The following is a 21,592-nucleotide window of genomic DNA, read 5'->3' as shown; positions in this document are numbered from 1 at the left end:
ACCGGGACCGCGACGCGGACGCGCACCGCGCCGACCCGGACCGGGACCGCGACGCGCGCGCCCCGGCGGCCCGCGCCGCCGCGCGCCTGCGCGCCCTTCGTCCTGCTCGTCGTCGGGCTGCTCGGCGGCGCGCTCGTCAGCCTCCTGCTGCTCAACACCGTCCTCGCCCAGGACGCCTTCACGCTCAGCGAGTTGCAGCGCGACAACCGGCAACTGGCCGAGCGCAAGCAGGCGCTGCAGGCCGACATCGCCCGGGAGAACGACCCGGCGGTGCTGCACCAGAAGGCCCGCAGCCTCGGCATGGTCGACCCGCAGGGCACCGCCTTCATCGACGCGCACACGGGTCGGGTGACCGAGGTCGGCGCCCCGCCGCAGGGCGTGTCCGACGAGGCCGTGGCCGCCGCCGCGGCCGGGGCCGTCACGGGCGCGCCCGGCGTGCTCGTGCCACCGGCGGGCGACCCGGCGCCGCGCCGGAACGCGCCGGACAAGAACCGGCAGACCACCCAGACCAAGCAGACCACCCAGAACAAGCAGAACACCCAGAAGGCCGCTCCGCGGCAGGGAGGCGGCACGCGGTGACCTCCCGGCGTGGTCGCGGGCCGGCCGCCCCCTCCCCGCCCGGAGGCCCGCGCCGCACGAGCGGTCCCGGGCAGGCCGGTCGCGGCCAGAGCACCCGTGGCCAGACCGGCCGTGGCCAGGCCGGCCGTGGCCAGAGCGGTCGCGGTCAGGGCGCTGCCGGGCGTTCGGGCGTCCGGGGGGCCGGCGGCGCCGAGCGAGCCGCCCGGCGCGATCGGGACGCCCGCCCGCCCACCGCGCCGCGGCGACGGCCACGGGCGCTGCTGCGGCGTCGCATCGTCCGGCGCGACCCGATCAAACGCCTGAACGTCGGCCTGCTGCTGGTGGCGTTCGTGCTGTCGCTGTTCGCCGGGCGCCTCGTCCAGCTCCAGGGCCTGGAGTCCAAGGGGTACGCCGAGGCGGCGATCCGCCAGCGGCTCAACCGGATCCCCCTGCCCGCGGTCCGCGGCGCGATCACGTTCGCGCAGGGCCAGCCCCTCGCCATGACCGTCGACGCCCGGGTGATCTACGCCGACCCCACGCTGATCCAGCAGTACGAGCAGAAGAACCACACGAACATCCGGAACAAGATCGCGACGACGCTCGCGTCGATGTTCGGGCTCGACCCGGCGACTCTGCTGAAGAAGCTGACCCCCCGGGCGAAGATGGACCGCTACCGGGAGCTGATCCACCACGTGGAGCCGGACCGCGCCCGCATGGTGACCGCGATGAACTTCACCGGCATCGGCACGCAGCAGGAGTACCGCCGGATCTACCCCGGCGGCTCCCTGGCCGCGAACGTCGTGGGCTTCGTCAACGCCGCGGGCGACGGGGCCGCGGGCCTGGAGTCCAGCACGAACAAGCTGCTCAAGGGCCGCAGCGGCTGGCAGAAGGTCGAGGTCAGCGAGAAGGGCCAGCGGATCCCCATGGGGGAGGACCAGCAGCTCAAGCCGATCCCCGGCAAGGGGCTGCGGCTGACCCTCGACCAGGACATCCAGTGGAAGGCACAGGACGCGATCGCCAAGCAGGTCAAGGCGACCAAGGCGCAGAGCGGCAGCGTCATCGTGATGGATCCCCGCTCGGGCCAGATCCTGGCGATGGCGACGGCGCCGACCTTCGACCCGGCGAACTACGGCAAGTACCCCGAGAGCGACTGGGGCAACCGGGTGGTCCAGGACGACTTCGAACCCGGCAGCACCAGCAAGGTGGTCACCGCCGCGGCGGCGCTGGAGGCCGGGCACGTCACGCCGGACACGGTGTTCGACGTGCCGGACCACATCACGAAGTACGACCGGACGTTCCACGACTCCGAGACGCACCCGACGGAGTCCCTCACCTTCGGGGGCGTGCTCGCCAAGTCGAGCAACGTCGGCACCATCATGGCCAGCGACAGGCTGACGAACGCGCAGCTCTACCAGTACATGCGGGCCTTCGGATACGGCCAGGAGACCGGCATCGGCCTGCCGGGGGAGGACGCCGGCTCGCTCAAGCCGCCGAACCAGTGGTGGGGCACCGACCGCTACCCCCTCGCGTTCGGCCAGTCGGTCTCGGTCAACGCGCTGCAGGTCGCCAGCGTCTACGCCACGATCGCCAACCACGGGGTTCGCGTGACCCCCAGCCTGATCGCCGGCACCACCGACGACCACGGCAACCTCACCCCGGCGGCCAAACCGGCCCAGCGCCGCGTGATCAGCGGCACCACCGCCGCCGAGCTCACCAAGATGCTCGAAGGGGTCATCTCCAAGGAGGGCACCGCGCCCGCCGCGCAGATTCCCGGCTACCGCGTCGCGGGCAAGACCGGCACCGCGCAGCGCGTCAACCCCAGGACCGGGAACTACACGGGCGGGGGCTACAACGCGACGTTCGTCGGCTTCGCTCCCGCCGAGAACCCGCAGCTCGTCGTCGAGGTCGTGCTGCAGAAGCCGCAGAACGGCTACTACGGTGGTGAGGTGGCCGCCCCCGTCTTCAAGGACGTGATGAGCTTCGCGCTGCAGAGCCGGCGCGTCCCGCCGAGCGCGGGCCGGTCACAGAAGATCCGTATCTCCCCAGACCAGCGGTGACCGGCGGTACCCTCTCCGCCGTGTCCAACAGACCCGATCCCGATCTCATGCGACCCAAGACCGTCCCCGCCCGCCCGCTGTCCGGGCTGGTCTCACTCCTCGGCCTGACCGAGGGGAGTGAGCCGGTGCCGGGGATGGTCACCGGTGTGACGCACGACTCCCGGAAGGTCCGGCCGGGCGACCTGTACGCCGCGCTGCCGGGCAGCCGCTTCCACGGCGCCGTGTTCGCGGCGCAGGCCGCCGACGCGGGCGCCACCGGGATCCTCACGGACCGGGAGGGCCGCATCCGGGCCGAGAAGTCGGGGTTGCCGGTGCTCGTCGTGGACGACCCGCGCGCGGTGCTCGGCCGGGTGGCGTCCTGGGTGTACGGCGACCCGGCGCGCGACCTGACCCTGCTGGGCGTCACCGGCACGAGCGGCAAGTCCACCACGACGTTCCTGCTGGAGGCGGGCCTGCGGGCCGCCGGGCACGAGACGGGCCTGGTCGGCGGGATCGAGATCCGCGTCGGCGGCGAGGTCCTGCCGAGCGCGCTGACCACCCCGGAGGCCACCGACCTGCACGGCCTGTTCGCGCTGATGCGCGAGCGCGGCGTGACCGCGGCGGCCATGGAGGTCTCCAGCCACGCGCTGGACTTCGGCCGGGTGGGCGGCGCCTGGTACGAGGTGGCCGTGTTCACGAACCTGTCGCAGGACCACCTCGACCATCACCCGACGATGGAGGACTACTTCGCCGCGAAGGCCCGGCTGTTCACTCCCGAGTACAGCCGGATCGGCGTCGTCAACGTGGACGACGACTGGGGCCGGCGGCTGACCGGGATCGCGGGCGTCCCCGTCACGACGTTCTCCGCGGCCGGCGACGCCGACGCGGACTGGCGGGCGGCCGACGTACGCCTGCGCCCGGACGGCAGCGACTTCCGGGTGGTGGGCCCGGGCGGGGTGGAGGCCGACGCGCGGGTGCCGCTGCCCGGCCCGTTCAACGTCGCCAACGCGCTCGGCGCGATCGTGGCGCTGGTCGAGTCGGGGATCTCCCTGCAGACCGCGGTGCGCGGCGTCGGCGACCTGCCGGGGGTGCCCGGACGGCTGGAGCGCGTCGACGAGGGCCAGGAGTTCGCCGCGCTCGTCGACTACGCGCACAAGCCCGGCGCCGTCCAGGCCGTCCTGGAGACCCTCAGGCCGCTCGTCGCCGACGACGGACGCCTGATCATCGTGCTCGGCTGCGGCGGCGACCGCGACACCGGCAAACGTCCTGTCATGGGAGAACTCGCCGCGCGCCTGGCCGACGTGGCGGTCTTCACCAACGACAACCCGCGCACCGAGGACCCCTGGGTCGTCCTCACCGCTATGGTCGAGGGGATACTCACCGTGCCGGAGAGCGAGCGCGCGCATGTGATCGTGGAGCCCGACCGGGCCGCGGCGATCGCTCTGGCGGCCGGCCGGGCACGGCACGGCGACGTCGTCGTCGTCGCCGGCAAGGGGCATGAACAGGGGCAGTATGTCGGCGGTGCGGTCCTCCCCTTCGACGACCGCGAGGTCATGCGGCGCGTCCTGCGCGCACGCCGGGAGCGACACGATGACCGGTGAGCGCACGGCACGCGGCGTGCCGTCGCACCGACCGACCATTCGGACATCCGGCAAGGAGCAGACTTGATCCCACTTTCGCTCGCGAGGATCGCGGAGATCACCCGGGGCAGGATGGACGGTGCGTCCCCTGAGACGGTCGTGAGCGGACCCGTCGTCATCGACTCGCGGCAGGCCGGGCCCGGCGCGCTGTTCGTCGCGTTCCGGGGAGAGCGCGCGGACGGGCACGACTTCGCCGTCCAGGCGGTCGAGGCCGGCGCGGCGGCGGTGCTCGCCGAGCGGCCGGTCGGCGTTCCCGCGATCGTCGTCGACGACGTCCTGACCGCCCTCGGCGCGCTCGCCCGCGCGGTGGTCGACCGGCTGCCCGAGACGACCGTGATCGGCGTCACCGGGTCGGCGGGCAAGACCTCGACCAAGGACCTCCTCGCGCGGCTCACCGGCCGGCTCGGACCGGCCGTGGCCCCGCCCGGGTCGTTCAACAACGAGATCGGCCACCCGCTCACCGTGCTGCGCGCCGACGAGGGCACGCGCTACCTCGTGCTGGAGATGGGCGCCCGGGGACTCGGGCACATCGCCCATCTCGCGCGCGTCGCGCGCCCCGACATCGGCGTCGTGCTGAACGTCGGCAGCGCCCACATCGGGGAGTTCGGCAGCCGGGAGGTCGTCGCGAAGGCCAAGGGCGAGCTGGTGGAGGCGCTGCCCCCGCAGGGCGTGGCCGTGCTCAACGCCGACGACCCCCTCGTACGGGCGATGGCGGCCCGCACCTCCGCGCGGATCACGCTGTTCGGGCGGGCGCCGGAGGCGGACGTGCGGGCCGAGGACGAGTCCCTCGACGACGCCGGCCGGCCGCGCTTCACCCTGGTCACCCCGACGGGATCGGCCGCGGTCGCGCTCCGGCTGTACGGCGCGCACACGGTGAGCAACGCGCTCGCCGCGGCGACGGTCGCCCACGAGCTCGGGATGCCGGCCGCCGACATCGCCGAGGCGCTGTCGGAGGCGACGCCGGCCAGCCGCTGGCGGATGGAGGTCACCGAACGCCCCGACGGCGTGACCGTGATCAACGACGCCTACAACGCCAACCCCGAGTCGGTACGCTCGGCGCTCGACACCCTGGTGCACATGGCCCGTGACCGGCGGGCCTTCGCCGTGCTCGGCGAAATGGCGGAGCTGGGTGCGGCGACGGTGAGTGAGCACGAGAGGATCGGTACCCACGCGGCGCGGGGCGGCGTGACGGGCCTGATCGCCGTCGGCGAGACCGCCGCGTCCGTGCTGCAGGGTGCTGGACAAGTCGGGTCATGGACGGGAGAAGGCGTGCGGGTCGAGGATGCCGACGCGGCGGTGGCCGCGCTGGGCGAGAGACTGCGGCCGGGTGACGTCGTGCTCGTGAAGGGCTCACGCGTCGCCGGGCTGGAGAAGGTCGCCCAGGCAGTGCTGGAGATGTCCGAAGGGGGGCACGAGGCGTGAGGACCATTCTGGTCGCGTCGGCCCTCTCCCTGATCATCGGACTGCTCGGCACGCCGGTGTGGATCCGTGTCGTCCGCCGTCTCGGGTACGGCCAGATGATCCGCGAGGAGGGGCCGGAGGCGCACCTCAGCAAGCGGGGCACGCCGACCATGGGCGGCACCGTGTTCATCATCGGGTCGTTGATCGCGTACTTCGTCGCCCACGTGGTGACGGGTACGCAGCCGACGGTGTCCGGTGCGCTGGTGCTGTTCCTGATGACCGGCCTCGGCATGGTCGGGTTCGTCGACGACTACATCAAGGTCTTCAAGCAGCGCAGCCTGGGTCTGCGCAGCGGGGCCAAGATGATCGGCATCATCATCGTCGGCGTGATCTTCGCGCTGCTGTCGCTGCGCTTCCCGAACGCCTACGGGGCCACCCCGGCCAACCCGTACCTGTCGTTCCTGCGCGACTTCGGCCCGCCGATCGGGCCGTACCTCTTCGTGATCTGGGCGCTGCTGATGATCGCGGGCACGTCCAACGCGGTGAACCTCACCGACGGCCTGGACGGCCTCGCGGGCGGCGCGGTCGGCACGGTGCTCGGGGCGTACGTCCTCATCGGCAACTGGCAGCTGCGCAACAGCTGCTTCTACGTCGGACTGGGCCCGACCTGTTACACGGTCCGAGATCCGCTCGACCTGGCCGTCGTCGCGGCGGCCGTGCTGGGCGCCCTCGTCGGCTTCCTGTGGTGGAACGCCCCGCCGGCCCGCATCTTCATGGGCGACACCGGCTCGCTCGGCCTCGGCGGCGTGATCGTCGGCCTGGCCGTGATGACCCGCACCGAGCTGCTGTTCATCATCCTCGGCGGGCTGCCGGTCCTCATCACCCTGTCGGTGATCATCCAGGTCGGGTCGTTCAAGCTGACCCGAAAACGGGTCTTCAAGATGGCGCCGCTGCAGCACCACTTCGAGCTGTCCGGCTGGGCCGAGACGACGATCGTGGTGCGGTTCTGGCTGATCTCCCTGCTGTGCGTGGCGGCGGGCCTGTCGTTGTTCTACATCGAATGGATGCCGAACTGATGACCGCCTGGACGGACCTGCGGGTGTGCGTGGCGGGCGCCGGCCTGTCCGGCCGCGCCGCCGCCCGCGTCCTGGCCGCCCGCGGCGCCGACGTCACGCTCGTCGACGCGCGGGACGACGAGTCGCTCCTGGCCAAGGCCGCCGTTCCCGGCGTCACCGTACGCCTCGGCGACGGCGAGAGCCTGCCGCCGGGCACCGAGCTGGTCGTCACCTCGCCCGGCTGGCGCCCCACCGCTCCGCTGCTGCGGGCCGCCGCCGAGGCCGGCGTCGAGGTCATCGGCGAGGTCGAGCTCGCCTGGCGGCTGCGCGGGCCGGACGCGCCGCCGTGGCTGGCCATTACCGGCACCGACGGCAAGACCACGGTCGTGCGGATGCTGGCCCGGATGCTCGAGGCGGCCGGGCACCGGACGGTCGCGGTCGGCAACGTCGGCACCCCGATCGTCGAGGTGGTCGCCGGCGGCGACGGCGCGGACCCCGAGCCGTACGACGTGCTGGCCGTCGAGCTGTCCAGCTTCCAGCTGCACTGGTCCAGCTCGATCCGGCCGCTCGCCGCGACCGTCCTCAACGTCGCGCCCGACCACATCGACTGGCACGGCTCCTTCGAGGAGTACGCCGCGGCCAAGGGCAAGATCTTCGCGCCCGGCACCCTCGCGGTGGTCAACGCCGACGACGAGTGGTCCGTACGCCTCGGTGAGGGCGCCGAGCGCTCCGTCGGCTTCACGCTCGGCGTGCCCAGCCCCGGCCGGCTCGGCGTCGTCGAGGAGCTCCTCGTCGACCGGGCGTTCACCGGCGACCCGGTGCGCGAGGCGGTCGAGCTGGCCGAGCTGACGGACGTCCGGCCGTTCGCGCCGCACAACGTCGCCAACGCCCTCGCCGCGGCGGCGCTGGCCCGCGCGTTCGACGCGCCGCCGGAGGCCGTACGGGAGGGCCTGCGCCGGTTCCGGCCCGACCCGCACCGGATCGAGCACGTCGCCACGGTCGCCGACGTCGACTACATCAACGATTCCAAGGCCACCAACCCGCACGCGGCGGCCGCCTCCCTGGCGGCCTTCCGCTCGATCGTGTGGATCGCCGGCGGGCTCCTCAAGGGCGCCGACGTGGACGAGCTCGTGCGCTCGTGCGCCGACCGGCTGCGCGGGGTCGTCCTGATGGGCGCCGACCGCGCCCGGCTCGCCGAGGCACTCGCGCGACACGCCCCGGATGTCCCGGTCGTGGACGTCGCCGACACCGACACTGGTGCCATGGACCGCGTCGTGACCGAGGCGGCCCGGCTGGCCCGACCCGGCGACACCGTGCTGCTGGCCCCCGTCGGGGCCTCCATGGACATGTTCACCGGGTATCCGGCGCGAGGAGAGGCGTTCGCGGCGGCCGTGGGCCGGCTCGCCGAGTGAGCCCCGCGTCCGCGGGGTCCGCGTGAGGAGGAGGAGCCGACCGTGAGCGGGGCCTACGTCGACGAGGAGGAGCCGCGGTCGGGGCCGCGGGCCTGGGCGTCCGGAGTCGCCGGCCTGTTCGACCGCCCGCTCACCTCCTACTACCTGGTGCTCGGCAGCTCGCTGCTGCTGCTGGCCCTCGGCATGGTCATGGTGCTGTCGGCCTCGAGCATCCGCCAGTACCAGAACACCGGGTCGGCGTTCACCCTCTTCGAGAAGCAGGCGCTGTGGGTCGGCATCGGGCTGCCGCTGATGTGGATCGCCGCCCGGCTCCCGGCCAAGACGTTCCGCACGGCGGCCTACCCGCTGATGCTGCTGTCGGCGCTGGCCCTCATCGTCGCGCTCACCCCCGGCCTGGGGCAGAGCGCCAACGGCGCGCAGCGCTGGATCAGCTTCGGCGGGCCGTTCCAGCTCCAGCCCTCCGAGCCGGCCAAGCTGGCCCTCGTGCTGTGGGGCGCCGACCTGCTGGCCCGCAAGGAGAAGCTGCGCCAGCTCACCGACTGGCGGCAGCTGCTGATCCCGCTGCTGCCGGGCACAGGCGTCCTCGTGCTGCTCATCATGATGGGCAGCGACCTCGGGACGACCATCGTGCTGCTGATCATCTTCCTGGCCCTGCTGTGGGTCGTCGGCGCCCCGGGCCGGCTCTTCGTCGGCATGGCGGGCGTGACGAGCGTCCTGATCTCCATCCTCATCCTCGTCGAGCCGTACCGCCTCGCGCGGCTCACCGGCTTCCTCGACCAGTCCGGCAACCAGATGACCACCAACTACCAGGGACTCCAGGGCCTGTACGCCATCGCCTCGGGCGGCGTGCTCGGCACCGGACTCGGCGAGGGCCGGGCGAAGTGGAACTACCTGCCCCACCCCGAGACCGACTTCATCTTCGCCATCATCGGTGAGGAGCTCGGCCTGATCGGCACGCTGGTCGTGCTCGGCCTGTTCGGCGTGCTCGCGTACGCCGGCCTGCGGATCGCCAGGCGCGTCAAGGACCCCTTCATGCGGCTCGCGGCGTCCGGCGCGACCGCCTGGCTGATCGGTCAGGCCATCATCAACATCGGCGCGGTGATCGGCGTCCTGCCCATTACGGGCATCCCGCTGCCGCTGGTGTCGTACGGTGGGTCCGCCCTCATCCCGACCTTGTTCGTGCTGGGCATGCTGCTGTCGTTCGCCAAACGCGAGCCCGGCGCCCGGCAGGCCCTCGCCGCACGTGGTCCGGGACCGGCCCTGATGGCTCTAAGCTGGCTGGGCCTGGCAAAGCGCTGAGGGTGTTGAGCCGGTGACGGAGCGAGTCGATTTGAGCAGGAGCGCGAGCATGAGGGTTGTCCTGGCCGGTGGCGGCACAGCCGGACATATCGAACCCGCCCTGGCCCTCGCCGACGCGTTGCGCCGGGAGGATCCCGGCGTCCAGGTGACCTGTCTGGGCACCGAGCGGGGCCTGGAGTCCCGCATCGTGCCCCAGCGAGGCTACGAGCTCGCGATGATCCCGCCGGTCCCGCTGCCGCGGACGCTGACGCCCCGGCTGCTGACCGTGCCCGGCCGGCTCGCGGGCGCGATCAACGCCGCGGCGGCCATCCTGGACCGCACGCAGGCCGACGTGCTCGTCGGCTTCGGCGGCTACGTCGCCACCCCCGGTTACCTCGCCGCGCGCCGCCGCAAGATCCCCATCGTCGTGCACGAGGCGAACCCGCGGCCGGGCCTGGCCAACCGCCTCGGCGCCCGCTTCACCGACAACGTCGCGGTGGCGGCGCCCGACACCCCGCTGCCGCACGCCGAGGTCGTCGGCATCCCGCTGCGCCGCGAGATCTCCACCCTGGACCGGCTCGGCATGGGCGACAAGGCGCGGGCCCACTTCGGCCTGCGCTCGGACCTGCCCACGCTGCTGGTGTTCGGCGGCTCGCAGGGCGCCCGCTCGCTGAACCGCGCGGTCGGCGAGGCCGTTCCGCAGCTGCGGCAGGCCGGCATCCAGATCCTGCACATCGTCGGCCCGAAGAACCTCGCCGAGCCGGAGTTCACCCCCGACGACCCGGCGTACATCATGCTGCCGTACTGCGACCGGATGGACCTCGCGTACGCCGCGGCCGACTTCGCCATGTGCCGGGCCGGCGCCATCACCTGCGCCGAGCTGACCGCCGTCGGGCTGCCCGCGGCGTACGTCCCGCTGCCCATCGGCAACGGCGAGCAACGGCTCAACGCCGAGCCGATCGTCCGGGGCGGCGGCGGCCTCCTCATCGAGGACGGCGAGCTCACCGCCGACTGGATCCGGGCGAACGTCCTCCCCATCCTCGGCGACGCCGAGCGGGTCGCGATCATGTCCGAGGCCGCCGCGCGCATGGGCCGCCGGGACGCCGACGTCGCCCTGGCCCGCCTCGTCGCCCGCGTCGTCGCCCAAGGACCCACCTCATGAGCCTCGTCACGCCTGTTGAGATCGTGCCCGCCGACCGGCTGGGCAAGGTGCACTTCGTCGGAGTCGGCGGGGCGGGCATGTCCGGGATCGCGCGCATCATGCTCGGGCGCGGCATCCCGGTCTCCGGCAGCGACGCCAAGGACTCCGACCTGCTGCGCGAGCTGCGCGACCTCGGCGCGACGACGCACGTCGGGCACGCCGCCGAGCACGTCGGCGACGCCGCGACGGTCGTCGTCTCCACCGCGATCCGCGAGACCAACCCGGAGCTGGCCGCCGCCCGCGAGCGCGGCCTGCGGGTCCTGCACCGCGCGGCGGCGCTGGCGTCGCTGATGGCGGGCCGCCGCGCCGTCGCCGTGGCCGGCACGCACGGCAAGACCACGACCACCTCGATGCTGACCGTGGCCCTGCAGCACGCCGGGGCCGACCCGTCGTACTGCATCGGCGGCCAGCTCGTCACCACCGGCCTGGGCGCCGGTGAGGGGTCCGGCGACCTGTTCGTCGCGGAGGCGGACGAGAGCGACGGGTCGTTCCTGATGTTCGCGCCGCACGCCGCGATCGTCACCAACGTCGAGGCCGATCACCTGGACAACTACGGCGGCTTCGAGAAGGTCCAGGAGACCTTCGCCGACTTCGTCGGACGGATCGAGGCGGGCGGCCTGCTCGTCGTCTGCGCCGACGACCCCGGAGCGCGGGCGCTGGGCGAGACGGGCACGCGGCGCGGGCTCACCGTCCGCACGTACGGCGAGGCGCCCGGGGCCGACTACCGCATCGAGGGCTTCACGCCGCGCGGGCTGGGCTCGCGGTTCACCGTGGCGGGCCGGGAGCTCACGCTGGCCGTTCCCGGCCGGCACAACGCGCAGAACGCCGCCGCCGCGTACGCCGTGGCCGTCGAGCTGGGCGTCGACGCCGGCGCGGTCGCCGATGGCCTGGCCGGGTTCGGCGGAGCCCGGCGCCGTCTCGAGCCGAAGGGCGAGGTCGGCGGCGTCAAGGTGTTCGACAGCTACGCCCACCACCCGACCGAGCTCGCCGCCGACCTGCGGGCCACCCGCGACTACGTCGAGGAGCTCGGCGGCGGCCGCATCGTCGCGGTCTTCCAGCCGCACCTGTTCAGCCGCACCAAGTTCTTCGCCGCCGAGTTCGGCGCCGCGCTGGGGCTCGCCGACGAGGCGGTCGTCCTCGACGTCTACCCGGCGCGCGAGGACCCGATCCCCGGTGTGACGGGCGAGCTGGTCGTCAAGGCGGTCCCGCACGGCCGGGTGACGTACGAGCCCGACGAAAGCGCGGTGGCCGGGCGTGTCGCGGCCATGGCCGCCCCCGGGGACGTCATCATCACGATGGGCGCCGGCGACGTGACCAGGCTCGGCCCGGAGATCCTCCGGCTGCTCGGCGGCTGAGCGGCCGGTTCATCCGGGTGCACTCCCGCTCGGTGGCGCGGGCGCCGCGGAGCGAGTGAGGAGGCGTGACGATGGACGCGGAGGGCGTTCCGGGGGCCGTGGGGACGGGTTCCGACGCGCCGGGATCGGGCGAGGACGCGCCGGACCGGCCGCAGCGGCCCGCCCGCCGTCGTCCCAACCGCTGGAAGGTGCTGTTCGTCGGGCTCTTCGTGGCGGGCGTCCTCGGCACGGCCACGTGGGTCCTGCTGGGGTCGCGGCTGCTCGTCGTCCGGCGGATCGACGTCACGGGGGAGCGGCTCGTCTCCCGCGAGGAGGTGCTCGCCGCGGCGCGGGTGCACCTCGGCGAGCCCCTGGCCAGGCTCGACACCGGCGTCGTCCGCGATCGGGTGGAGGCGGTGCAGGCGGTGGAGACCGCCCGTGTCGAACGCCGGTGGCCGACCACGGTCCACATCGTCGTACGGGAGCGCACGCCGATCGTCGTCGCCCAGCACGACAACCGGTACCTCCAGATCGACCGGTACGGCGTGACCGTCGTCGCGTCCGCCGCCCGGCCGCGCGGGCTCCCGGTGCTCGATGTGGCGAACCCCACGCAGAGCGATCCCGCGCTGCGGACCGGGCTGTCCGTCGTACGGGCCCTGCCCTCCTGGCTGGGTCGTCAGGTGGTCGGCGTGGACGTCCCGTCGACCGAGGCGGTGAGCCTGCGGCTGGCGGACGGCGTCACCGTCGTATGGGGCGCCGCGGAGCGCGGGCCGGAGAAGCTCCGGCTGCTGCGCGGTCTGCTGGACCGGTCGCCGCGCGGGGTCAGGACGATCGACGTGAGCTCCCCGGAGGTCGTCACCACCAGGTAGCCGAAACGATGGGGCGCGCTCACCCGAGATCGGCGTCCGCCGGGACGGGGCCGTCCTTCGGGCCGGCCGAGGTGGTCGCTCCGGAGACGCGGATTCGCCCGGGCGGGATGGGCCGGATGGGTGCCGCCGGCCCGCACCGGTGCCTTCGAGTAGCGAACGATCCCCGGTCGCGGGACACTTGTCCTCGCGCGGCGGGTGGGAACGGCGCGCACCGGATCGGATGAATTGGGATGACTGGGGTGTCGCGCGACACGCCGGTGTGCTCAGGGCCGGGTTAGTTGACCCTGCAGTGGGGCGCCCCTACTGTCCGTATCAGCCCTAGGTTGACATAACTGTAAGTCTCAACTTGAGGGTGAGGGTTCCGGCCCACCAAAGTACGTGAATTCAGTAAGAAACACCGGAGCGGCGGCACGCCGGCCGGTTCGATAGAGCGAGCGGAAGGGCCCCTCGTCGTGGCAGCACCGCAGAATTACCTGGCGGTCATCAAGGTCGTCGGCATTGGCGGCGGCGGCGTCAACGCCGTCAACCGGATGATCGAAGAGGGGCTCAAGGGTGTCGAGTTCATCGCGATCAACACGGATGCCCAGGCGCTGCTGATGAGCGACGCCGACGTCAAGCTCGACGTCGGCCGTGAACTGACCCGCGGTCTCGGCGCGGGTGCCAATCCCGACGTCGGGCGCAAGGCGGCCGAGGACCACCGTGAGGAGATCGAGGAGGTCCTCAAGGGGGCCGACATGGTCTTCGTCACGGCCGGAGAGGGCGGCGGCACCGGCACCGGAGGCGCTCCGGTGGTGGCCAACATCGCCCGTTCCCTGGGCGCCCTGACGATCGGCGTGGTGACCCGCCCCTTCAGCTTCGAGGGCAAGCGGCGCGCGATGCAGGCCGAGGCCGGCATAGAGACGCTCCGCGACGAGGTCGACACGCTCATCGTCATCCCGAACGACCGGCTGCTGTCGATCTCCGACCGCCAGGTGAGCGTGCTGGACGCGTTCAAGGCGGCCGACCAGGTGCTCCTCTCCGGTGTTCAGGGCATCACGGACCTGATCACCACGCCGGGCCTGATCAACCTCGACTTCGCCGACGTCAAGTCGGTGATGTCCGGGGCCGGCTCCGCGCTCATGGGCATCGGCTCCGCCCGCGGGGACGACCGGTCGGTCGCCGCCGCCGAGATGGCGATCTCCAGCCCGCTGCTGGAGGCAAGCATCGACGGCGCCCACGGCGTCCTGCTGTCGATCTCCGGCGGGTCCGACCTCGGCCTCTTCGAGATCAACGAGGCGGCGCAGCTCGTGTCCAACGCGGCCGCGCCCGACGCGAACATCATCTTCGGCGCGGTCATCGACGACGCCCTGGGCGACGAGGTCCGGGTGACCGTGATCGCCGCGGGCTTCGACGAGATCCGGCCGCAGAGCGCCCCGGCGCCCCAGGCGGAGCCGAAGCGGCTGGCGCCGCCCCGCCCGGCCATGGCGACTTCGCCCGTGACGCCGCCCCGCCCGGTGACCCCGCCCGCCGCGCCGCCGCCCGCGCCGCCGCGGGTCACCGCGGTCCCTCCACCGGCGCCCGCTCCCGCGCAGCACCGGGAGCCCGGCCCGTCCTCGGCGGCCGGAGTGGCCAAGCCGGCGGAGGCGAAGCAGGAGCCGCCGAAGGCCGACCCGCCCAAGCACGCCGACACCAAGCCCGAGCCGGTGGGCGACAAGCCGGCGGAGAGCACGGCCGACGGCGGAGCGACGCCGCCGCGTCCGGCCTCCGGCGAGACAGCGGTCCGCCCTAAGGTGCCGCGGCCGGCCTCCGAGCCGACCGCGGCGCGCCTCGGCACCGACCCGGTCCGCCGCCGCCCCGTCGTCTTCGACGAGGACGACGACCTGGACGTCCCGGACTTCCTCAAGTAACGATGCTCAGCCGGTGAAGCACGACCAGTGATGTCCAGCCGCGAAGACCAACTGACCGCGAACCTCGCGGCCGTCCGTGAGCGTGTCGCCAAGGCGTGCGCCGCGGCCGGCCGCTCCGTCGATGAGGTCACCGTGATCGCGGTGACGAAGACCTTCCCCGCCTCGGACGTGCGCCTGCTGGCCGGGCTCGGCGTCACCGACGTCGCGGAGAACCGCGACCAGGAGGCGTCCGCCAAGGCCGCCGAGTGCCGCGACCTGCCGCTGCGGTGGCACTTCGTCGGGCAGTTGCAGACCAACAAGGTCCGCTCGGTGGCCTCCTACTCCGACGTCGTGCACTCGGTCGACCGGGAACGCCTCGTGACGGCACTGTCGCGCGCGGCCGCCCAGGCGGACCGGTCGCTGCACTGTCTCGTCCAGGTGGCGCTCGACGACGCCGAGGGCCGGGGCGGCGTCCGGCCCGGCGGAGTGCCGGCGCTGGCCGACGCGATCGCCTCCGCGCCCGGCCTCACGCTCGGCGGCGTCATGGCGGTCGCGCCCCTGGGCGGCGATCCCGCCGCGGCCTTCGGCCGGCTGGCGGAGGTCGCCGCCGCGCTACGCGCCGCTCACCCCGGAGCGACCATGATTTCTGCCGGAATGAGCGGGGATCTGGAAGAAGCGGTCGCGTGTGGTGCGACACACGTCCGAGTCGGTACGGCGTTGCTCGGAGGACGACGGGCAATCGTCAGGTAATGTCCCCACCGTGGACCTTGGCGTCCGCGCTTAAACGTAACGATCGGCGAGCGGAAGCTTCCCGCAGGGATTCTCCTGTCGGCGGACGACGGAGGGGGCGTATGGCCAGCGCGATGCGCAAGATGGCGGTCTACCTCGGCCTCGTGGAGGACGACCGCTACGACGACGATTACGATGATTACGACGTCTACGACGACGAGGCCGTCGAGCGGCGTCGGCTCGAGCGCGGTTCCGACGAATCCGCCGGGCAGCCTACCGGAGTCCAGGCGCCCGCCGAGGAGGAGCAGAAGCCGTTCGGGCCGGAGCGGCGCCCCCCAGTTGGGGAGTCAGCGGTGTCCGACCTCGCTCGTATCACTACGCTTCACCCCAGGACCTACAACGAGGCCCGCACGATCGGAGAGCACTTCCGGGAGGGGACCCCGGTGATCATGAACCTCACCGAGATGGTCGACAGCGACGCGAAGCGTCTCGTCGACTTCGCGGCTGGTCTCATATTCGGCCTGCACGGAAGCATCGAGCGTGTTACGAACAAGGTGTTCCTGTTGTCCCCAGCCAACGTCGAGGTGACCGCCGAGGACAAGGCCCGTATGGCAGAACGAGGGTTCTTCAATCAGAGCTGACAGCCACAAGCGAGAGTGTTCGTGAATCTTGGAAATTACCTGAGCATCCCGCTGTACCTCTTCCTGCTCTTCCTCATCGGCAGGATGGTCTTCGAGACGCTTCAGGCGTTCGCCCGGTCATGGCGGCCCCGAGGGGTGGTGCTGGTGCTGGCGGAGGCCACATACACCGTCACCGACCCACCTCTCAAGCTCCTACGCCGTTTCATCCCGTCCGTCCGGCTGGGTAACGTTGCACTCGACCTGAGCTTCACGGTTCTCTTCTTCGTGGTCTGGTTCTTGATCATCATTGTCCAGCCGCTCTGATCGGGTACCGTCCGTTCGGGGACAGACTCCAAGCGCGCCAAGGAGACCAGATGCCGCTGACACCCGCGGATGTGCGGAACAAGCAGTTCAGTACAACCCGGCTCCGGCCGGGCTACGACGAAGAGGAGGTCGACGCGTTCCTCGATGAGGTCGAGGCCGAGCTCGACCGGCTCATCCAGGAGAACGAGGAGCTGCGCGCCAAGCTGGCCGAGTGCCTTCGTGGCAAGGTGCCGGCGATGGCCGCTCCGATCGTCGAACCCAAGCCGGAGATCACGCATCTGCCCGAACCGCCCAAGCCGCCGGAGCCGAAGCCCGAGCACGAGCCGATGATGGGCGGTCTCGGCCTGCCTCCCGCCCCGCAGGCGCCGCCGCCTCCACCTCCGCCGATGGCCACGCCCGGCGAGGACAACATGGACACGGCCGCCCGCGTGCTCGCCCTGGCCCAGCAGACCGCCGACCAGGCGATCGCCGACGCCCGCCGCGAGGCCGACGAGACGCTGGGGCGTGCCCGGCGTGAGGCCGAGGACATCCTCGGCAAGGCCCGTCGGCAGTCCGAGCAGATCGTCAGCGAGGCCCGCGCCCGCGCCGAGTCACTCGAGCGGGACGCGCAGGAGCGGCACCGCCAGGCCATGGGCTCCCTCGTCCAGCAGCGCGAGGAGCTCGAGCGCATGGTCGAGGACCTGAACCTCTTCGAGCGCGAGTACCGCAGCCGTCTCAAGGCCTACCTCGAGGGTCAGCTGCGCGAGCTGGAGGCCGGCAGCCACGCCGGGCCGTTCGGCGGACCGGGCAACACGGGTCCCCAGCCGGCTCAGCCCGCCGTCGCCCCGCCGCCGCCGCCGCACGTCGAGGGGCCGCGCAACGGCCAGCCGGGCATCGGCCCGGGCAACACCGGAGCGAACCCCTTCCCGCAGCAGCCGCAGGCCGAGCCGCAGCACGCTCAGCACGGCGCCACCGGGAGCTTCCACACCGCCGACAACCCGCACGACCGGCGCTGAGCACGGCCACGCGGTTCCGGACCGACGGTCATGTCCGAAACCAAGTGGTAGCGGGTTGGAGGCGGCCGAACCGACCGAAGTTGCGCTAGCGTTGCTGCGCACCTCCGGTACGACGGTTGGTAGAGGGAGACCTGTGTGATCATCCTGAGTGGCGTGCTCGTCGTCCTGGCGATCGCTCTTCTTGTTACGGGCATCGTCACGGGCAACACCGGGCATGAGATTCTCGGTCTTGACGGGCTGAAGCTGATCTACGTGTCGATCGGCGTCAGCATCGTTTCCGCCCTCTTCCTCGCCGTCGGGGTGTTCCTCCGGCGCAAGGAACTCTTCGGCACCACCGCGGCCCCGGCGAACGCCAAGGCGTCCGTCGGCCGGGCGACCGCCAGGCCGGTCAAGGCCAAGGCACGGGTCGGAGCGGGAGATGACGCGGCGATCGTTCCGGCGACGTCGGCCTCCGCGACCGATGTGCCCGCCGAGACCACCGTCTACGTGGTCCCGGGCCGTAAGCGCTACCACCTGGAGACCTGCCGTCAGCTCGCGGGCCGCGACAAGGAGGAGCTCACCTTCGTCGAGGCGCGGGAGGAGGGCTTTACGCCCTGCACCGCCTGCCTGCCCGACACGGCGCTCGCCGCGCGTGCCGCCCTCACCGAGACCATCGAGGAGCGGTCGGCCGACACCGGCACGGTCGCCGACACCAGGCCGCAGAGCGCGGCTCTGGAGCCCATTGAGGTCACTCGGACCGACATTCCGGTCACCCCAGCCCTCCCCGCCGCCGAGCGGCCGTCCAGGGAGAGCGACGCCCTCACGGGCGGCCCGGCCACCACCGGCGGCACCGAGGCGACAGAGCAGCCTGAGACGGACGTCCGCGACGCGGAGTCCACCACGGTCGAGCCGGCCGACGCCGAGCACACGACCGCCGACGCCCCCGAGGAGTCACTCGCCGAGCGCTCGAGGCGACACGGCCGGTCCCTCTTCGAACCCCTGGACCGTACGGACGCCGACGAGACGGCCGACGGCGCCGCGGCAGCCGCGAAGACCGACACCGGCGCTTCGGACACCGAGCACCGCGACGACGAGCCCACGACGGCCCGCTCCGCTGACGAGCCCGAGCCCGCTGAGCCCCAGGACGAGACCGTCGAGCCCGCAGAGGCGGCGACGACGCGGGAAACGGCCCAGCCCGAGCCCGCCGACCGGAACACCGCAGAGCCCGAGACCGCAGCGGACGAGGTCACAGAGCCGGAGGCCGGCGAGCCGGAGGCCATCGCGGCCGAGGCCACGGACCCCCAGGACTCCGCTCACCCGGACACCGAGACGGACGACGCCGCGGCGCCCGAGCCTGCGGCCGAGGAGCCCGAGCCCGAGCCGTCCGATGAGCACGGCGAGCAGGACGAGGAGCCCGCCGCGGATGAGCCCGCCGCGGATGAGCCCGCGGCTGAGGAGCCCGCGAGCGAAGAGGCCGCAGCCGCCCCCGCTCCGCCGGAGGCCGCCGACGACGCGGACGCCGAGCCCGATGACGACGCCGCCGAGCAGTTGCCGGAGCCCGCCGCCGACGCCGACACCGCGCAGACCGACGAGGTCGACGAGGCCGACGAAGCCGACGAGGCTGACAAGCGGGACAAGGCCGAGAAGACCGCGACGAGCGACGAGACGACGAAGGCCGCGCCTGCGGACGACTCGGAGGACTCGGAGGACTCCGACGACGCCGGAGCCTCAAGCAGCCCGACCGTGCGCATCCTGAGCGGCACCAAGCGGTACCACCGGTCGGACTGCGCGCTGATCGAGGACATCGCCGACGACGCCGACGACCTGGAGAGCCTGTCGCGGGAGGCGGCCCGGGAGCGCGGCTGCACCCCCTGCCTGGTCTGCCAGCCAGACGACGACTGACACGCGCACGCGCGCGGCTATCGGACGCGACCTGGGCCCGGCCGGCGGCCGGGCCCAGGTCGCGTCCGATGGATCTCCGCCCGGCTGCATGACCCCCAGAGTGCCTCTAGCGGCATTACCGCCCCACCTCCCGGAAACGCGCAGAGACGGCTCCGCTGAACTCGGAGCGTTCTCCCGGCGCGCGAACCAAACGCTCGGCGAAGCCGCCGGAATCGGGTCTCGTGTAGGGACGAATCGCCGACCGTTCGAGGCTTCGCCGAGCCCTGTGAGACTCCTGTCGGCAGGCGCGGCGATCTCGCCGGTGCCGGACGTGGAGAAGTCATGAGCCTCGAGTGTCGAGAATGTGGCGCCGGCTCCATCCCAGGGACACGAGCGGCCACGACGGGCCGTGCGACGAAGGAGGACCGTCACCTTCACCCTGCAGGCCGAGGGCACCGACGGTCCTCGGCGAGGTGCTGGGGGAGATCGTCGCCAAGGGCGACGAGGGGATGGCCGATCCAGACCCCTGGGCGGGGCTTCACGACGTTCGCCTTTGTGCCCCCGAGGGCGGACCGAGACGGGCCGTGAGCGCCGCCTGCCTTGAGCCGCGACCCATCGGGCGGACGAATCAGTCACCTCGACGTCGGCATCGACGTGCCGGACGGGGCGAACCGGTCATCGGCCGTCAACGCCGACGGCAAGGTGACTCAGGGCGGCCTCGTCCGCGGTGATCACTGGTGGATGCTGCTACTAGAACGCAGTGGACGCCGGTGATCAGGTCGCGGAGGCCGACTCGCTCGGCCGATGCGGTGTAGGTCCCAGGACGGCCGCGTCAGCGGGCTCGCCGGTGCCGGCGCAGCTCCCGTTGCTGCTCACGGAACTCCCGGTGCACCGCGCGCTGCTTCTCCCGGAACTCACGGTGCAGGCTCCGCTGCCGCGCGTGGAAGTCACCGCCGTCGACCGCCGCAGGCTCAGCGCTCTGGTCGACGTTCAGCCGTTTGACGTCGATCCCGCCGAGCAACGCCATGCCCGTGAGCCGGATCACCGGGGCGTCCGGGCCCACCGTGTCGTCGGACGGCAGTGAGCAGCCGCCCATGACGGAGGTCACGGAGTTCACCACGCGCACGCCGGGTGGAACGGTGATGGACACGCCGCCCATGATGGTCGTGATGTTGATGGTGACCTCGCGCTGGGCGAGCACGGCCTGGCGGAGATCGAGCTCGACGCCGCCGAGCACGGCGACCACGTTGGTGTGCGGCTCGACCAGCCAGCGGCCCTTGCGCTCGGCGCCGCCCAAGATGGCGACCAGGTTCGGCGAGCTCGCCTGCGGGGCCGGCAGGTCGTCGCGCACCACCTGTGAAGCCGCGGGCATGGGGCCGCCGGCACCCGGGAGATCGGCGACGATCGGTGCCAGCTCGGCGTACGTCTTCGCCTGATAGACGACGTCGAGCCGCTCGGCGTGCTCCTCCGCCGTGAGCCGGCCCTCGGCGAGGGCCTCGCGCCGCCGGTCCGCGATCCGGTCACGGTCGGCGTCCGAGGCGCGCATCAGGCTCGGGTCTACCTCAACGGGCTTGTCGGGTACGTCCACGCCAGCATCATTCCGCACCGGCCCGGTAGAGACCAGACATGGCCGCCCGTACCGGCGCGGAACGGGGGCGAGCGGTCGTGCCCCCGTATCGGTCCGGACGAGGACGGCCGCGCCGGCCCGGGCAAAGGATGAGGTGTGGTGGTCTCGTAGCGGTTCGAGCAGGGGCGAACCAGTGGTCGCCCCTGGTGGGCCCTCCGCTCGGGTCGGTGAGACCAGATGAAAAGTAGCTCTGTGTAACGCCTCAAGGTTGTTGCGTAGCTGTCACTCGTCGAAACCGGTCAGTAGTCGTGTGGTTACAGATCATGTTTCTTCCGACCTTCTACGTGGATCGGGAGAACGGCCTGGCGACGCGGCGGGAGTGGGAGCTGGAAACGCCATCGGACGCGCCACCGTCTACCGCGTCCTCGACCGCACCACGACGACGGAGACGACGGACGCTGAAGCTCCGCGCTAGCGCAGGTCATCCCTGAAGGAGCGGGCTGGTCAAGAGGTGACCTTGGTTGCTGGTGTTGTCTGAGTCCCCTTTCCTGCTGGTGCCGGGCGATTCTCAGGCCCCCTGGCGGGTGTATCCGGTCCTCGGGTTCGCGGTGAACCCAAAGGACGACGTACGGCTCGGCAGGGCCGGAAGGCCGCCGGATCCGCCCCGTGGAGCATCCGCGCCGCCCGCGGGGGCTCAGGCGCTCGCGTTCGCCGGCCCCAGCCCAGACGCGCCGGGAGCTCGCCAGCCTCACCCCTGGCCGCAGTCGGGCGCGTTCACCCTCGCATTTGTCAACGGCGCTCCAATGTGAGACCAGGGTCGGCGGCTGAAAATGGACCCGTTTGTTGAT

General features: G+C 72.3%; 17 protein-coding genes. 16 read left to right on the top strand and 1 reads right to left on the bottom strand.

Annotated features, from left to right (window positions below; translation table 11 throughout):
* From ftsL to ABD978_RS33855, 16 genes are all read left to right on the top strand, one after another.
* Positions 1-579, top strand: a 579-nt coding sequence (gene ftsL / locus ABD978_RS33930; protein ID WP_345363886.1) for a cell division protein FtsL, incomplete at its 5' end; no start/stop codon positions are given.
* A gap of 272 nt (positions 580-851) precedes the next feature.
* Entirely contained in the window at positions 852-2,615 is a 1,764-nt protein-coding gene (locus ABD978_RS33925) for a peptidoglycan D,D-transpeptidase FtsI family protein (protein ID WP_486303914.1), read from the top strand.
* A 47-nt stretch (positions 2,616-2,662) separates the two neighbouring features.
* Complete coding sequence (locus tag ABD978_RS33920; RefSeq protein WP_345363890.1) at positions 2,663-4,195, top strand: UDP-N-acetylmuramoyl-L-alanyl-D-glutamate--2,6-diaminopimelate ligase; 1,533 nt, start codon at positions 2,663-2,665, stop codon at positions 4,193-4,195.
* Positions 4,196-4,258: 63 nt separating this feature from the next.
* The gene (locus tag ABD978_RS33915; RefSeq protein ID WP_345363882.1) at positions 4,259-5,656 is read left to right on the top strand and encodes a UDP-N-acetylmuramoyl-tripeptide--D-alanyl-D-alanine ligase; all 1,398 of its coding nucleotides are present in this window, start codon (positions 4,259-4,261) and stop codon (positions 5,654-5,656) included.
* Entirely contained in the window at positions 5,653-6,711 is a 1,059-nt protein-coding gene (mraY, locus tag ABD978_RS33910; RefSeq protein ID WP_345363880.1) for a phospho-N-acetylmuramoyl-pentapeptide-transferase, read from the top strand. The genes ABD978_RS33915 and mraY overlap by 4 nt, the downstream gene beginning before the upstream one ends.
* The gene (gene murD, locus ABD978_RS33905) at positions 6,696-8,102 is read left to right on the top strand and encodes a UDP-N-acetylmuramoyl-L-alanine--D-glutamate ligase (RefSeq protein ID WP_345363878.1); all 1,407 of its coding nucleotides are present in this window, start codon (positions 6,696-6,698) and stop codon (positions 8,100-8,102) included. Before mraY ends, murD begins: the two co-directional genes overlap by 16 nt.
* 42 nt (positions 8,103-8,144) lie before the next feature.
* Positions 8,145-9,401 carry a putative lipid II flippase FtsW gene (gene ftsW, locus ABD978_RS33900; protein WP_345363876.1) on the top strand — a complete coding sequence of 419 codons (1,257 nt, stop codon included), beginning with the start codon at positions 8,145-8,147 and terminating at the stop codon, positions 9,399-9,401.
* 49 nt (positions 9,402-9,450) lie between these two features.
* The gene (gene murG, locus ABD978_RS33895; protein ID WP_345363874.1) at positions 9,451-10,542 is read left to right on the top strand and encodes an undecaprenyldiphospho-muramoylpentapeptide beta-N-acetylglucosaminyltransferase; all 1,092 of its coding nucleotides are present in this window, start codon (positions 9,451-9,453) and stop codon (positions 10,540-10,542) included.
* Positions 10,539-11,936, top strand: coding sequence for a UDP-N-acetylmuramate--L-alanine ligase (gene murC, locus ABD978_RS33890; RefSeq protein WP_345363872.1), 1,398 nt, complete (start codon positions 10,539-10,541; stop codon positions 11,934-11,936). Before murG ends, murC begins: the two co-directional genes overlap by 4 nt.
* A gap of 71 nt (positions 11,937-12,007) precedes the next feature.
* Positions 12,008-12,784 carry a cell division protein FtsQ/DivIB gene (locus ABD978_RS33885; protein ID WP_345363888.1) on the top strand — a complete coding sequence of 259 codons (777 nt, stop codon included), beginning with the start codon at positions 12,008-12,010 and terminating at the stop codon, positions 12,782-12,784.
* 452 nt (positions 12,785-13,236) lie between these two features.
* Complete coding sequence (gene ftsZ / locus ABD978_RS33880) at positions 13,237-14,670, top strand: cell division protein FtsZ (RefSeq protein ID WP_345363870.1); 1,434 nt, start codon at positions 13,237-13,239, stop codon at positions 14,668-14,670.
* Between the two features lie 30 nt (positions 14,671-14,700).
* Entirely contained in the window at positions 14,701-15,399 is a 699-nt protein-coding gene (locus ABD978_RS33875) for a YggS family pyridoxal phosphate-dependent enzyme (RefSeq protein WP_345363868.1), read from the top strand.
* Between the two features lie 101 nt (positions 15,400-15,500).
* Entirely contained in the window at positions 15,501-16,019 is a 519-nt protein-coding gene (locus ABD978_RS33870; RefSeq protein WP_345363866.1) for a cell division protein SepF, read from the top strand.
* Positions 16,020-16,040: 21 nt separating this feature from the next.
* On the top strand, positions 16,041-16,322 hold the full coding sequence (locus tag ABD978_RS33865) for a YggT family protein (protein WP_252783080.1): 282 nt from the start codon (positions 16,041-16,043) through the stop codon (positions 16,320-16,322).
* Between the two features lie 50 nt (positions 16,323-16,372).
* Positions 16,373-17,317, top strand: coding sequence for a DivIVA domain-containing protein (locus ABD978_RS33860; protein WP_345363864.1), 945 nt, complete (start codon positions 16,373-16,375; stop codon positions 17,315-17,317).
* 135 nt (positions 17,318-17,452) lie between these two features.
* Positions 17,453-19,198, top strand: a complete 1,746-nt coding sequence (locus ABD978_RS33855) for a hypothetical protein (protein ID WP_345363862.1) — start codon at positions 17,453-17,455, stop codon at positions 19,196-19,198.
* Positions 19,199-20,009: 811 nt separating this feature from the next.
* Here the strand turns inward: ABD978_RS33855 and ABD978_RS33850 are convergent.
* Positions 20,010-20,765, bottom strand: a complete 756-nt coding sequence (locus ABD978_RS33850) for a DUF1707 SHOCT-like domain-containing protein (RefSeq protein WP_345363860.1) — start codon at positions 20,763-20,765, stop codon at positions 20,010-20,012.
* Between the last annotated feature and the right edge of the window lie 827 nt (positions 20,766-21,592).

Source organism: Actinoallomurus liliacearum, from assembly GCF_039542035.1.
Lineage (GTDB): Bacteria > Actinomycetota > Actinomycetes > Streptosporangiales > Streptosporangiaceae > Actinoallomurus > Actinoallomurus liliacearum.
Note: the sequence above shows the minus strand (reverse complement) of the source record. Positions and strands in the feature narration are given on the sequence as shown.